Annotated in this window: 14 protein-coding genes; 6 read left to right on the forward strand and 8 right to left on the reverse strand. The window is 69.0% G+C overall.

Going from position 1 to position 13,818, the window contains the following annotated elements:
* Window positions 1-356: 356 nt before the first annotated feature.
* The 4 genes from corA to QRX50_RS02115 all read left to right on the forward strand — a co-directional run bounded on the left by corA (window position 357) and on the right by QRX50_RS02115 (window position 3,385).
* Window positions 357-1,445, forward strand: coding sequence for a magnesium/cobalt transporter CorA (gene corA / locus QRX50_RS02100; protein WP_285970304.1), 1,089 nt, complete (start codon window positions 357-359; stop codon window positions 1,443-1,445).
* Window positions 1,446-1,639: 194 nt separating this feature from the next.
* Complete coding sequence (locus QRX50_RS02105; RefSeq protein ID WP_285970305.1) at window positions 1,640-2,290, forward strand: metallophosphoesterase family protein; 651 nt, start codon at window positions 1,640-1,642, stop codon at window positions 2,288-2,290.
* Window positions 2,287-3,129, forward strand: a complete 843-nt coding sequence (locus QRX50_RS02110; protein WP_285970306.1) for a chromosome partitioning protein ParB — start codon at window positions 2,287-2,289, stop codon at window positions 3,127-3,129. Before QRX50_RS02105 ends, QRX50_RS02110 begins: the two co-directional genes overlap by 4 nt.
* A gap of 133 nt (window positions 3,130-3,262) precedes the next feature.
* Window positions 3,263-3,385 carry a hypothetical protein gene (locus QRX50_RS02115; RefSeq protein ID WP_285970307.1) on the forward strand — a complete coding sequence of 41 codons (123 nt, stop codon included), beginning with the start codon at window positions 3,263-3,265 and terminating at the stop codon, window positions 3,383-3,385.
* 118 nt (window positions 3,386-3,503) lie between these two features.
* Here QRX50_RS02115 and QRX50_RS02120 read toward each other — a convergent pair whose 3' ends face one another.
* Both QRX50_RS02120 and QRX50_RS02125 read right to left on the reverse strand, forming a co-directional pair.
* On the reverse strand, window positions 3,504-4,691 hold the full coding sequence (locus tag QRX50_RS02120; protein ID WP_285970308.1) for an alpha/beta hydrolase family protein: 1,188 nt from the start codon (window positions 4,689-4,691) through the stop codon (window positions 3,504-3,506).
* 103 nt (window positions 4,692-4,794) lie between these two features.
* The gene (locus QRX50_RS02125; RefSeq protein WP_285970309.1) at window positions 4,795-6,300 is read right to left on the reverse strand and encodes an MFS transporter; all 1,506 of its coding nucleotides are present in this window, start codon (window positions 6,298-6,300) and stop codon (window positions 4,795-4,797) included.
* A gap of 120 nt (window positions 6,301-6,420) precedes the next feature.
* On the opposite strand from QRX50_RS02125, the gene QRX50_RS02130 reads away from it, so the two are divergent.
* On the forward strand, window positions 6,421-7,134 hold the full coding sequence (locus QRX50_RS02130; RefSeq protein WP_285970310.1) for a TetR/AcrR family transcriptional regulator: 714 nt from the start codon (window positions 6,421-6,423) through the stop codon (window positions 7,132-7,134).
* Between the two features lie 40 nt (window positions 7,135-7,174).
* Here the strand turns inward: QRX50_RS02130 and QRX50_RS02135 are convergent, their stop codons facing one another.
* Window positions 7,175-7,369 carry a PspC domain-containing protein gene (locus QRX50_RS02135; protein ID WP_285970311.1) on the reverse strand — a complete coding sequence of 65 codons (195 nt, stop codon included), beginning with the start codon at window positions 7,367-7,369 and terminating at the stop codon, window positions 7,175-7,177.
* A gap of 224 nt (window positions 7,370-7,593) precedes the next feature.
* Here QRX50_RS02135 and QRX50_RS02140 point away from each other — a divergent pair, with 224 nt between their 5' ends.
* Window positions 7,594-8,508 (forward strand): hypothetical protein, encoded by a 915-nt coding sequence (locus QRX50_RS02140; RefSeq protein ID WP_285970312.1) that lies wholly within the window; start codon window positions 7,594-7,596, stop codon window positions 8,506-8,508.
* 56 nt (window positions 8,509-8,564) lie between these two features.
* On the opposite strand, the gene QRX50_RS02145 is transcribed toward QRX50_RS02140, so the two are convergent.
* The 5 genes from QRX50_RS02145 to QRX50_RS02165 form a co-directional block, all read right to left on the reverse strand.
* Window positions 8,565-9,746 carry an ABC transporter ATP-binding protein gene (locus tag QRX50_RS02145; RefSeq protein WP_285970313.1) on the reverse strand — a complete coding sequence of 394 codons (1,182 nt, stop codon included), beginning with the start codon at window positions 9,744-9,746 and terminating at the stop codon, window positions 8,565-8,567.
* A 3-nt stretch (window positions 9,747-9,749) separates the two neighbouring features.
* A complete protein-coding gene (locus tag QRX50_RS02150) occupies window positions 9,750-10,592 on the reverse strand; it encodes a carbohydrate ABC transporter permease (RefSeq protein WP_285970314.1) in 843 nt (280 codons plus the stop codon).
* Window positions 10,592-11,503, reverse strand: coding sequence for a carbohydrate ABC transporter permease (locus tag QRX50_RS02155; RefSeq protein WP_434533317.1), 912 nt, complete (start codon window positions 11,501-11,503; stop codon window positions 10,592-10,594). The genes QRX50_RS02150 and QRX50_RS02155 overlap by 1 nt, the downstream gene beginning before the upstream one ends.
* Window positions 11,504-11,565: 62 nt before the next feature.
* A complete protein-coding gene (locus tag QRX50_RS02160; protein WP_285970316.1) occupies window positions 11,566-12,882 on the reverse strand; it encodes an ABC transporter substrate-binding protein in 1,317 nt (438 codons plus the stop codon).
* 385 nt (window positions 12,883-13,267) lie between these two features.
* Window positions 13,268-13,789 carry a YflT domain-containing protein gene (locus tag QRX50_RS02165; protein ID WP_285974329.1) on the reverse strand — a complete coding sequence of 174 codons (522 nt, stop codon included), beginning with the start codon at window positions 13,787-13,789 and terminating at the stop codon, window positions 13,268-13,270.
* Between the last annotated feature and the right edge of the window lie 29 nt (window positions 13,790-13,818).

Below are 13,818 nucleotides of genomic sequence, written 5' to 3' on the forward strand. Positions count from 1 at the left end.
TTACCTGCCGCGTGGGGGTCGGCCTGCTTTTGGCCGGATCAGTAACCCCGCCTGAGCCACTTGCGACACTCACCGGTGGTGAGGAGTACCCTCGACCATTGGTGTTCGTGCGTCAACGCGAGCCCCACCACTCTCCGCGTCTCACGATCGCGCCGGCCCGAAGGAGGTGAGGAACGCCCCATGAGTAGTGGCGATAGTCCGCTCCCTAGTAGTCCCAGCGTTCCCGCTTCGCCGGCCGGCCGATCTTTCTCCTGGTAGGTCCGGCGCAAAGGGAACGCCGGTGATGCCGGACGGACGCTGAAGTCCGCCTGGCCGTCGTCTTCGTGTTCCACCACGACGCCAGCCCAGGAGATCCCATGCCTGCCATCCCCTCCCTCGGAGGCCTTCGCGGTCGCGGCGGCAGCCGCGCCAAGCCGATGCTCGAGCGGCCGATCCCCGTGCCCTTGTCGGCGTATGTCGTCGACTGCGCGGTGTACGTCGACGGCGCGCGCTTGCCCGGCCGCTGGACGCATTCCGAGGCCATCAAAGAGGTGCGCAAGCGGCACGCGGGGTTCGTCTGGATCGGACTGCACGAACCGGACGGAGAGCAGATCCAGGGCATCGCCGACACTTTCGGGCTCCACGAGCTGGCCGTGGAAGACGCGCTCGAAGCCCACCAGCGGCCGAAGCTCGAGCGCTACGACGACACGCTCTTCCTGGTGCTCAAGACCGTCCGCTACGTGGAGCACGAGTCGCCGACCACGGCCAACGAGATCGTCGAGACCGGTGAGCTGATGGTGTTCCTGGGCCGCGACTTCGTGATCACCGTGCGCCACGGCAACCACTCCGGTCTCGCCCGGCTGCGCCGCGACATGGACGACGACCAGGAGCGCCTGAGCCTCGGCCCGGCCGCGGTGGTCCACGCCATCGCCGACCACGTGGTGGACCACTACCTCGAGGTCTCCAGCCGCATCGAGTCCGACATCGACGAGATCGAGGCGCAGGTCTTCGCGCCGCGTTCGCTGGTGAGCGCCGAGCAGATCTACCTGATGAAGCGGGAAGTGCTGGAGCTGCGCCGCGCCGTGCTGCCGCTCGCCACGCCCGTCTCGCGCCTGGCCGAGGGCTACACGCGGCTGGTGCCCGACGAGGTGCGTTCGTACTTCCGCGACGTCGCGGACCACCTCGTGACGGTGTCCGAGCGCGTGGCCGCGTTCGACGAGCTGCTGAGCACCCTGGTCGACGCCACCGTCGCGAAGATCTCGCTGCAGCAGAACACCGACATGCGCAAGATCACCGCGTGGGCCGCGATCATCACCGTGCCCACGATGGGCGCGGGGATCTACGGCATGAACTTCGACTACATGCCCGAGCTGCACTGGAAGTTCGGCTACCCGATCGCGGTCACGGTGATCTTCGCGATCTGCCTGCTCCTGTACCGAATATTCCGGAAGAACGGCTGGCTCTAGGCCGCCACGCGGTCCCCGTTCCTTCACCCGGTAGCGCTACAGGAGCACCCCCATGCCTCGTTTGCTGACCAACCTCAAGTTCTGGGCCCTGACCCTCGGGATCGCCTGGATCCTCGGCATCATCACCGTGATCAGCCTCAACCCGGGGTTCTCTCACGGCATGAAGTGATGCCGCCAGGCCTTACCCTGGGCGCATGCCCAAGGCGCTGGTGGTGGCGGACGAGGTCGACGAGCGGCTGTGGACCGGTGCGGTCCGCTCGCTCGATGTCGACCTCGTGGTCGCCGCCGGTGATCTGCCGTACGACTACCTCGAGTTCCTCGCCGGCGCGCTCGACGTGCCGTGCGTGTTCGTGCCAGGCAACCACGATCCCGACCTGAGCGGCTACACGCGTTACGGCGGACTGTCCATGAAGGACGGTTTCCCGACCGAGTGGCCCGGCCCGGCGGGCGGGATCAACGCCGACGGACGCGTGGTCGACGTCGCCGGGCTCCGGTTCGCCGGGCTCGGCGGCTCGATCCGCTACAACGAGGGCCCGAACCAGTGGACGCAACACCAGCAGTCGCGCCGGGCCCGCGGGCTCGAGTGGCGCGCGAAGTGGCGCCGCCGCGACGGGCGCGAGATCGACGTGCTGCTCACCCACTCCCCTCCGCGGCACCTCGGGGACCGCGAAGACCCACCACATCGCGGTTTCGCCTGCCTGCACCGCACGATCGCCACGCTGCGGCCGCGCTGGCTGCTGCACGGCCACATCCACCCGCACGGCGAACCGGTGCCCGACCGCGTGGTCGGCACCACCCGCGTGCGCAACGTGGTGGGCCACCGGATCATGGAGTTCTCGCGATGACCAGACCCACGGGTTTCCCGCGCGCCGACGCCGAGCACGACTTCCTGCGCGCCCGCCGCGGCCAGGTCCTTTCGCGACTGTCCACCTGGCTTCGCCGCGAACCCGACGACGTGAACATCATGCTGCCGTTCCACGAAGTCGTCGACGCGCTCGGTTACGCGGGCGAGTCGCGCATCGGGCCGCGGGTGATCACGTTGGACTCGATCGTGGGCACGGTGGACCGCAGCCGCGACTTCGACCGCCGCTTCCGCCCGACGTCCGGGCGCGTGCGCGAACGCTGGGAACGGCTCGCGCTCGCGGCCCGCCGCGGGGAGGCGATCCCGCCGATCGAGGTGTACCGCGTGGGCGAGCTGCACTTCATCATCGACGGCCACCACCGCGTGTCCGTCGCGCACGCGCACGGTCTGTCCACAATAGAGGCTCAGATCACGGTGGTGCGCACGAAGCTCAACCCCACCGGCATCCGCTACCGCGGCGACCTCATCGTGAAGGACTACCGGCGCCTGTTCCTCGAACGCGTGCCGCTGACCGGACACGCGCGGGCGTCGGTGATCATGTCGGACCCGTGGGACTACGCGCAGCTCGGCGAGCACGTGGAGGCGTGGGGCTTCCGGCTGATGCAGGACGAGGGTCGCTTCACCGACCGCGCCAAACTCGCGCAGCGCTGGTTCGACGAGGAGTTCACGCCCGTCACCGGCATGCTGCGTCAGGCCGACCTGGTCGGCGACCGCACCGACGCCGAGGCCTACCTGTGGGTCGCCGCCGAGCGCTACCGGCTCATCCGCACTCACCGCTGGGACGACGACGTGATCGAGGCTTTGCGTTCCCGTCGCCACTGAGCTTTGTCAGGACTCTGCGACGGGTGCGTGAGCCTGTGCGGTGAGATCCTCGCCGGGCAGCACGAGCCGGCCACTCCGGAAGTCACGCTGTGGGAGCGGAAATCCGACGACGAGATCCTGCAGAGCATCCCGCATGGCCATGGTCAGCGCCCAGGCCGACGCGCGCATCCAGGCGCAGGTGGATCTGCTGCGGTCGCGCGGCGTGGCGTGGGCGCGCATCGGCGAGGCTCTCGGGGTCACGCGGCAGTCGGCTTGAGAACGCTTCTCAGCCGGCTGAATCTTCTGCCTCGGCTCCGCCGAGGCGTGCGAGATCGCTTTAAGCCGGCTTCTTCCCTCCCGATTTCCGCGCGCCCCAGGGGCCGCGCGGAAATCGCTCAGTCCAGAAGCCGGCCCGATCTCGCGAGGGTTCGGTGCAGCCACGGGTAGACGGTGCCCGTCCACACCTGCTGGCCGAGGCCGGCGCAGTGGCCGTCGACGCCCTCGGCCGCAGTGAGCTGGACGACCTGGGCTTTCGTCGTGAGCGCTTCGCGCAGCGCCGGTCCGCCGCCGGCGGTGAAGTCGTGTTCCGACTCGACCATCAGGGCCGGGCAGGTGATGCGCGAGGCGTCGGCCAGCATCGTGAACCGGCGCAGCTCCGCGAAGTACTCGCGGACGGAGTCGATGCCGTGCGCCGCCATCCGGGCGCGGAAGAACTCCGCGCGGTCGGCGTTGCGCCGCATCTGCACCCGCACCACGGGCGCGGCCGCCAGCGCGGCCGGGCCGGACGGCACCCGCGCGCCGAGGTCGGGCTGCGCCGGGTCGCAGACGAGCGCGGCGATCCGGTGCTCGGCGGTCGCGGCCCGCGGCGCGAGGTAGCCGGCGAACGACCGGCCGACGAGCACCACCTTCGCCGGGTCGACCTCCGGCCGGTCGAGCAGCCAGTCGAGCACGGGGGTGAGCACGTTTTCGAAGTCGTGGCGCAGGTACCGGTGCTGGACGTAGAGCGTCTCGCCTTGCCCGGGGCCGTCGAACACGAGCACGTTGTAGCCGCGGTCGACGGCGGCGGGCACGTCGAGCCAGCCCGACTCGGCCGTCGAGTCGTAGCCGCACGGCAGCACGACGGTGGGCCGCGGCGTGCTGGAGGCGTGCGGCGCGAAGAAGTAGCCGTGCAGGGTCGTGTCCTCGTACGGGATCCGCACCGCTTCAGCGGGGTGTTCGAGGAGCTTCACGGCCTCCGCGAAGGCCTCGACGTGGTCCCGGTACGCGGTCTGCAGCCGCGGGTCGTCCACATCGGACCGGATGAAGAAGTACGCCTGCCGGAAGTACTCGCTCGCGCGCAGGAACGCGTGCCTCGCGCTGACACGGTCTCCCGCGGCCAGCGCCGAGTCCGCCGCCACGCGAGCGCGGTCCGCGGTGGCCGACCACGCGTCGTACCACCCGCCGCCGGAGAGCTTGCCGACGCCACGCGCGGTCGCGAACGCCTCGCCGAGGTCGGCCGCGTGCACCACCGCGGCATTGAGCGTGCGCGTGAACTGGCCGTCGTAACTCGGGTCGCGGAAGAAAACCTTCGCCGGGTCCGTCATGCCCGATGAGTCGGGCGGCCCGCGGCGACGGTTACGGGTGTTGAAAAAGGAACGGTCCCTCCCCAGCCGAGCCGGGAAGGGACCGTTCACCCCCGATCAGTGGCTAGACATGCACGGCCGGCACCACCGCCGCGCCGCGCGGGGCGCCCGGGCGGAGCAGCAGCCCGGTGATCACCGCGCCGGCCGCGAAGATGACCGCGGCCCAGGTGAACGCCGTGGTGTAGCTGTGCACGGCCGCGTCCGCGGCGAGCTGTGGGGTGGGCGCGCGCCCGGCCAGGAAGGACGTTGCCGCGTTGCCCGCGAGGGTGCTCAGCAGCGCGGTGCCGATCGAGCCGCCGACCTGCTGCATGGTGTTCACCGTGGCCGACGCGACGCCCGCGTCGTGCAGCTCGACCCCGAAGGTCGCGACGCTCATCGCCGGCGCCATCGACAGGCCGATGCCCACGCCGAGCACCATGAGCGGTCCCAGCACTCCCCCGACGTACGTGCTGTTGACGTCGATCGCGCTCAGCCACAGCAGACCGCCGGCGGCGATCAGCATGCCCGTGGGCACGAGCGGCTTGGGCCCGAAGCGCGGCAGCAGCACGCTCGTCGCGGTGGTCGCGGCCGCCATCAGCGTGGCGACCATCGGCAGGAAGCCGAAGCCGCTCTGGATCGGCGTGAACTTCAGGTTCTGCTGCACGTAGAACGTGAGGAACAGGAAGATCGAGAACATCCCGATCGCGATGAGGAACATCGCGATGTACGAGCCGCCGCGGTCCCGGTCGAGCAGCACGCGCATCGGCAGCAACGGGTGCTTCACGCGCTGCTGCAGCACGACGAACGTCGCCAGCAGCGCCAGCCCGGCCGCGAGGAAGCCCCACACCGAAACCGAGCCCCACGACTCGTGCTCGGCGTTGGAGAAGCCGCAGACGAGCGCGAAGAGCCCGGCCGACGCGCTGATCGTGCCCGGCAGGTCGAGCTTCGGGCGCGGTCCGTCGGGCTCCTGGCGGCGCAGCAGCAGCGTGCCGCCGATGAAGGCGACGACCGCGAACACGATGTTGACGAACATGCACCAGCGCCAGTCGAGGTACTCGGTGAGCACGCCGCCCAGCAGCAGGCCGACCGCGGCACCCCCGCCGCCGATCGCCCCGAACACGCCGAACGCGCGGCCGCGTTCCTTCGGGTCGGTGAACGTGGTGGTGAGCAAGGAAAGCGCGGCCGGCGCGAGCAGCGCGCCGAACACCCCCTGCGCCGCGCGGGCGATCAGCAGCATCTCGATGCTGTTCGCCGCGCCACCGATCGCGGACACCGCGGCGAAGCCCGCGAGGCCCACGAGCAACGCGTTCTTGCGGCCGAACAGGTCCGCGAGCCGCCCGCCCAGCAGCAGCAGGCTGCCGAAGGCGAGCGCATACGCGGTGACGACCCACTGGCGGGCGTCGTCGGAGAAGCCGAGGTCGACCTGCGCCGAGGGCAGGGCGATGTTCACGACGGTGGCGTCGAGCACCACCATCAGCTGGGCCAGGCCGATCACGACCAGGATGGCCCAGCGTCTGGAGTGGTGCGGGTTGTCGGCGTGGCTCGGCGCGTCCTCCCCCGGACGCTCGAGCGTGGCCGTCGAGTCAGGCATGCAGATTCCCTCACGGGTAGTGATCACGGCGCTATGTGGAGTAGCTCCCTCCCATTACTCGGCCCAAGGTACCCAAAAACCGGAGATGGTGTCTCGACTTCTTTTGGTAACCTGGGCGTCATGACACGGGACGCTGCTCCCGCCGCACCGGCGCGGCCGCTGCGGCGTGACGCCGAGCTCAACCGCCGGCGCATCCTCGAATCCGCTCGCGCCGTCTTCGGCAAACGCGGGCTGGAGGCGACGCTCGACGACGTCGCGCACCACGCCGGCCTGGGCGTCGGCACCGTCTACCGGCGGTTCCCCGGCAAGGAACACCTGGTCGAGGCGATGTTCGTCGAGCAGCTGCAGGAGGTCGCCGACCTCGCGGAGCAGGCGCTGGGCGCCGAAGACCCGTGGGACGGTTTCGTCGACTTCATGTGGCGCACGGTCGAGCTGCACTCCGCCGACCGCGGGCTGCGGGAGATCATGCTGTCCAAGGCGTTCGGCCACGAGCACGTGGCCGAGGTGAAGGCGCACATGGTGCCGCTCATCACGCGGCTGGTGGAGCGCGCGCAGGAGTCCGGCCAGCTGCGGGCGGACCTCGTGCCCACCGACCTGCCGCTCATCCACCAGATGGTCGGCGCGGCGGTCGAGTACACCAGCGCCGTGGAGCCGCAACTGTGGCGCCGCTGCCTCGCGCTCATCCTCGACGGCCTGCGCGCCGAGCCGGGCCGCGCGACGGAGCTGCCGCACCCCGGGCTCGACCAGGCCGAGATCGACCAGGCGATGTGCGCGTGGCGCCAGCCCCGCCACCCACACCCGGTCACTCCCCCGGTTCCGCGCGAAAAGCAGTGAAGGGCGCCGCGCGGGCGCCCTTCACCGGAAAAGCCGAGTGTCACTCGCTGGGCATGATGGCCCAGAGGATCAGGTAAGCGACGAACTGCGGGCCGGGCAGCAGACAGGACAGCAACGCGAGCGCGCGGATCGTGCCTGGCGTGGTGCCGAAGCGACGGGCCAGCCCGGCGCACACGCCGCCGATCATGCGGCCGTTGCGCGGGCGGCTCAGCCTCTGCGTGACAGGTGCGGTCATCGTGGTCCCTCCCGTTGGGTTCATGGCTCCAGGACACCAGGATCGCGCCGCGAGCACATCGCTCCCCGGGACGATTCGGACCCCTAAGGGCCCGAGCCGTTCCTCCCGCCACGCACGCACCGGCGTCCGATTTGACCGCACTGACCTGCGCGAACAGCCCAGTGTTGTATGGGATTTCCCTGTCAGGGCTGATTTTCGCGCGATTCGTGGTGATACTGCACCCCGTGCGCTCCCCCCTCGGACCCGTTGTCGTCGCGCTCGGTGGCGCGCTCCTGCTCGCCGGCTGCTCCTCGGCGGCCGCCCCCGCGCCCGTCTCGCAAGCCCCCTCGCCGATGACGGCGGTGGTGGCGCTCGGCGACTTCACGACGCTCGACTACTGCAGCCTGCTCGACGTCTCTCGCCTGCGTGGCGCGACGGCCGACGACCCCGACTCGTCGTTCACCGACTGCCGGACCGACTACGTGCGCAGCGGCCGGCAGCACACGGTGAGCGTGGGCCCGCTGGCGGCTGACGCCGACCCGAACGTGAAGCCGTACGAATACTCCGGCCCGCTCCCCGACGGCGTCGCCGTGCAGCAGGCCGGCTTCACGCCCGACAAGACGTGCTCGCGCGTGGTGACGTTCGCCGACGGCATCCGCCTCAACGTCGCCGTGACCGACGCCGAGGGCGCCGGCGCTTCGGCCGACCGCTGCTCCGACGCCGACGCCGTGGTGGGCGGGGTCCTCGCCGCCGCGAGCGGCGGCAAGGTGCGCCACCACCAGTTCCCCGACCGCTCGTGGGGCCGCGTGGACCCGTGCGCGCTGCTCAATGTCCACGAGCTCGACGCGATCGCCGGCGCCGGCACGCAGCCCTCGGCCGCGTTGTCGGGCCACTCCTGCATCCGCGGCACGGTGAGTATCGCGTTCTCCGTGCAGAAACAAGCCCCCACCGGCGCGACCGAAACACTCGGTGGCCGCACGGCGCGCCAGAGCACCGACGGCGCGTTCTGCCACCTGACGACCAGTCAGCCGTCGCCGGACACCCCCGGGCGCGGCGAGCAGGCGGTGGTGAGCGTGGTGGACACGAGCGGTTCGAGCGGTGCGGCCGCGTGCCCGTTCGCGAGCCAGGTCGCGACGCTGGTGTTCGCGAAGATCCCCTGAGCACGACGAAGGCCCCTCCTGCCAGCTTGAGCGGAAGGGGCCTTCGCGTCGGGACCCTATTCCTGGTAGGTCAGGTTCCGCCCGTTGCTCGGGTCGAACAGCTTCACCTTGTCCGCGTCGAACCAGATCTCCAGGTCCGCGTTCTCCGCGGCCTGGGACTCGGCCGACAGCCGGGCCACGATGAGGGACGCCGCGCCCGGTACGTCGGCGGAACCGCTGTCGGCGGCCAGCTCGGCGAGCTCGGCCGACGTGGCCACCTCGCCTTCCACGGTGAAGTGCGCGAACTTCTCCGAGCCCATCGACTCGAGCACGTCGATGCGCGCGGTGAACGTGGTACCGGTGCCGCGCTGGGCGGTGTCGACGAGCGACGCGTCCTCGAAGTTCTCCGGCCGGATGCCGGCGATCACCTCGCGCGGGGCGTTGGCGGCCTCGGCCATGCGGCGGACGCGGTCGGTGAGCGGCGTGGTGCCCAGCGGGCTGTGCAGCTCGCCGTTCTCCAGCGTCGCCGGGACGAAGTTCATCGACGGCGAGCCGATGAAGCCGGCCACGAACAGGTTCGCCGGGTTGTCGTAGAGGAACTGCGGCGAGCCGATCTGCTGCACGTAGCCGGCCCGCAGCACCACCACGCGGTCGCCCAGCGTCATGGCCTCGGTCTGGTCGTGGGTCACGTACAGCGTGGTCGTGCCCAGCTGCTTCTGGATCTTCGACACCGACGTGCGCATCTGGCCACGCAGCTTGGCGTCCAGGTTGGACAGTGGCTCGTCCATCAGGAACGCCTTCGGGTTGCGCACGATCGCGCGCCCCATCGCCACACGCTGGCGCTGGCCACCGGAGAGGTTCGACGGCTTGCGGTCCAGGTGCGCGGTGAGGTCGAGGATCGCCGCGGCCTCCTCCACCTTGGCCTTCACCGTCGCGTCGGCCACCTTGGCCAGCCGCAGCGGGAACGCCATGTTCTCACGCACGCTCATGTGCGGGTAGAGCGCGTAGGACTGGAACACCATCGCGATGTCGCGATCCTTGGGCGCCCGCTCGTTCACGCGCTTGCCGTCGATGCGCAGCTCACCGGACGAGATGTCCTCCAGCCCGGCCACCATGTTGAGCGTGGTCGACTTCCCGCAGCCGGACGGGCCGACGAGGATGATGAACTCGCCGTCCGCGATCGTGATGTCCACTTCGGACACCGCGAGCGCGCCGTCGGGGTAACGCTTCGAAACTTTGTCGAGGACGATTTCAGCCATGGGTCAGCCCTTCACCGCACCGGACGTCAGCCCCGCCACGATGCGACGCTGGAAGAACAACACGAAAATGATGATCGGGATGGTGATCACGACCGCGGCCGCGCTCACCTGGCCCGTCGGGTCTTCGAACTGCGAAGACCCGGTGAAGAACGACAACGCGGCCGGCACCGTGCGCGACGCCGTGGTGGACGTCAGCGAGATGGCGAACAGGAAGTCGTTCCAGCAGAAGATGAACACCAGGATCGCCGTGGTGAACACGCCCGGCGCGGCCAGCGGCGCGATCACCTTCCGGAAGGCCTGGGCCGGCGTCGCGCCGTCCATCTTCGCCGCTTTTTCGAGCTCCCACGGGATCTCCCGGAAGAACGCCGAGAGCGTGTAGATCGAAAGCGGCAGGGCGAACGTGATGTAGGGCAGGATCAGCCCGGCCCACGTGTCGAACAGGCCGAGGTTGCGCTCGATGTTGAACAGCGGCGTAACGAGCGAGACCTGCGGGAACATCGCGATCAGCAGCGAAAGCCCCACGAGCAGCTGCTTCCCGGGGAACTCGAGGCGCGCGATGGCGTAGGCCGCCATCGTGCCCAGCACCACGGCGATCACCGTGGAGATCACCGCGATGCCGATCGAGTTCACCAGTGCCCGCAGGAACTCCGACGTCTGAAAGATGTCGGCGTAGTTCTTGAGCGTCCACTCCTGGGGCCAGAAGCTGCCGTCGTTGAGTGTGTCCTTCGTCTTGAAGGACAGCGAAATGATCCACAGAACGGGGATCAGCGCGAAGGCCACGACGAGGATGTCGACGAGGCCCCAGCGCACTTTGCGGCCGGTCGTGACCGCACCACCGATGGCCATCAGCGTTTACCCCCGTCGTCCGTACCTGGTGCGGCGGTGCCGAACACCTTGATGAAGAGGAACGCGATGATCGCCACCGTGATGAAGATCAGCACGGCCATCGTGGACCCGATGCCGAGGTTGAGACCCTTGACCAGGTTGTCGTAGGTCATCATCGACACCGACCCCGTATCCTGCGCTCCGTTCGTGAGCACGTAGATGTTGTCGAAGATGCGGAACGCGTCGAGCGTGCGGAACAGCAGCGCGACGAGGATCGCGGGCTTCATCACCGGCAGCATCACCTTGGTGAACCGCTGCCACGCCGAGGCCCCGTCCATCGCGGCGGCCTTCAGCAGGTCCTCCGGCACCAGCGCGAGACCGGCCATCAGCAGCAGCGCCATGAACGGCGTGGTCTTCCACACCTCGGCGAGGATGATGATGAACAGCGACGGCCACTGCTCGGTGAGCGGCGCCCCGCCGGAGGCCAGCGAGTTCGCGAGGTAGCCGGTGTCCGGCGTCCACGCGAAGTACCACGAGAACGCCGCCACGACCGTGACGATGCCGTACGGGATCAGCGCGACGGTGCGCACGAGCCCGCGGCCCACGAGCGTGCGGTGCATGATCAGCGCGAGCGCCATGCCCAGCACGAACTCGATCGCCACCGACACCACCGTCAGGAACATCGTGGTGCCGAACGCCGTCCACCAGTAGGAGCTGGTGAGCACGGCCCCGTAGTTCGCGAACCCGATGAACTCCTGCTGCGCCGGGAACCTCAGGTCGTAGCGCTGCAGCGAAAGCCAGATCGAGTAGACGATCGGGTAGCCCGTCACCGCGATCATCACGATGAAGGCCGGCGCGCAGAGCCACAGGCCCAGCCGCCGTTCGGCCTTCTTCCCCTCACTGAGAACGGGTTTTCCTTTGCGGTGGCTCACGGCCTCGTGCGCAGCCGGTACGCCGACGGGGTCGGCGGTGCCGGTTGAGGGGTCCTGGACGGTCACGGGATCACTCCCTTCGACTGGAGCGCGTCACTGAGTTGTTCCCGCAGCTGCTGGGCCGTCACGGGCGGGTCGATCTCCGAAGGCGGCGACAGGATCTTCGACATGACCGTGGACGCGTTCTGGTACGCCGGGGAAAGCGGGCGCACCGCGGCGGTCTTCAACGCGTCGAGGATGGTGTCGCGCATCGGGTACTTGATGGCCATGTTCGGGTTGTCGTTCGACGCCGGTTTCGACGGGTCGAGCGGAACGTCGTTGTGGTACACCGATTCGATGGTCGGCGGCACGCCGTCGTTGATGGCCGAGAACTTCTGGTTCTCCGCACTGCGCAAGCACAACGCGGCTTCGAACGCCTCGGGCTTGTGCTGCGAGTACGTGCTCACCGCGAGGTCGTAACCACCGATGGTCGTCTTCGCCGGCATGCCGGCCTTCGCCTCCGGGTACACCGCCCACTTGAAGTGCGACAGGTCCTGCGGCTTCTCCTCGGCGTAGGAGGCGTAGACGAACGGCCAGTTGAGCTCGAACGCGGCATTGCCGCGCTGGAACGTCTGGCGGACGTCGTCCTCCTTCTGGTTGGTCAGCGACGGGTCCGTGATGCCCGACGACGTGACCTGCTTGAGCAGCGCCAGCGCGTCCACCGCCCCCTGGTCCATCACCACGGACTTGCCGTCGTCGGACAGGATGTGGCCGCCGAGGGACTCGACGAGCGTGTTGTAGATGACGACCAGGCCTTCGTACTGCGCACCGGTGAACACGATGCTGTACGGCTTGCCTTCCTTCTTGAGCTGCTGCGACATCTGCATCATCTCGTCCCACGTCTTCGGCGGGTTCGGGGTGATGCGGTCGTCGTACCAGAGCAGCTGCACGTTGGTGTTCTTCGGTGCGGCGTAGAGCTTCCCCTCATAGGTGGCCGTCTCGAGCGGGCCCTGCAGCACGCCGTCGGACGCGGCGGCCTTGTTCTGCCCGGTCCACTCCTCGGACCAGCCCGCCTCGGCGAACTCCGACACCCACGTCACGTCGAGACCGAGGATGTCCATCGAGGTGTCCCCGGCGGCGAGCCGGCGAGCCATCTGGATTCGCTGGTCGTCGGCTCCGCGCTGGAGTTTGTTGTAGACGATTTCGTAGCGCCCGTTCGCGGCCTTGTTGCAGTTGTCCACAACGGTCTGGAAATTGTCCTCAGGCGCGTAGTACACATTGATCTTCATCGGTCCCCCGCCCGTGCCACACGCGGCGAGCAGACCCGTGGTCATCAATCCGGCGGCCAGCAGCGCGCCCGTTCGGGCGGGCGAGCGACCCCGTAGCCTCTTCTTCCCCATCGAACAAAAGCCTCCTCACCCGCGCACGCCGGTTACCGTGACGCCCCCAGGCATCACGACGCGATGAGGCGAGTCGCGCCAGCACCCCGACGTGCCAGTGCTCGGTCGGTCGCGCTGGAGGACGCGGCCGCCCGACTGGTGTCGGACAACCTATGCCCGGCGATCACACCCCGCAAGCAGTATCCGTAACGATTCAGGGTTGCGCAGCGCGAAACGCCGGAATAACCGGGGTGAACTGTGGACCGACCGTGCTTCCATTCGGGTGACTCAGCACGAATTCGCCAACGGCACAACCCGAATTCGACCTAGGGCATCCCCTAATCCACCCGTGTTCTTCACTGCCCGGCACCACCCGGATGCGGCGCCGGGCAGTGGAGAACAGGTGTCAGGCGGTGGCGGGTGGCGGCTTCAACGCCAGCTTCGAGAGCAGTTCCCGCCCCTGTTCGGCCGAACGAGGCTGGCACAGCACGTCGTAACGGCCGGCCACCAATTGGCTCGCCGACGAGAAGTCGCGACGCCCGCGGGAGGCGCGGTAGCTGATGCCGGCGAACAGCAGACCGGAAAGGACGCCGAGTACGAGCCCGGTGAGCAGTTGCAACGCGAAGCCCTGGTTCACGAAAAAGCCCAGCAACAGCCCGGCGAACAACCCGAACCACGCGCCGGACATCGCGCCCGCGCCCAGGACCCGGCCCAAGGTGAGCCTGCCGATCACGCGCTCCACGAGCATCAGGTCCACGCCGACGATCGTCACGTCGGTGACCGCGAACTCGCTCTCCGCCAGGAAGTCCACCGCGCGCTGGGCTTCCTGGTAGGTGCCGTACGACCCGATCGGCCAGCCGGTGGGCGGCGTCGGGAGCCGCGGCGGCCCGGCCGGCCGGCCACCACCAAAGGGACTGCTCACCATCATCACCTGCGTACTCGTCCGGTCCGAGGGGT

The sequence above is a fragment of the Amycolatopsis sp. 2-15 genome (assembly GCF_030285625.1).
GTDB classification, from domain to species: domain Bacteria; phylum Actinomycetota; class Actinomycetes; order Mycobacteriales; family Pseudonocardiaceae; genus Amycolatopsis; species Amycolatopsis carbonis.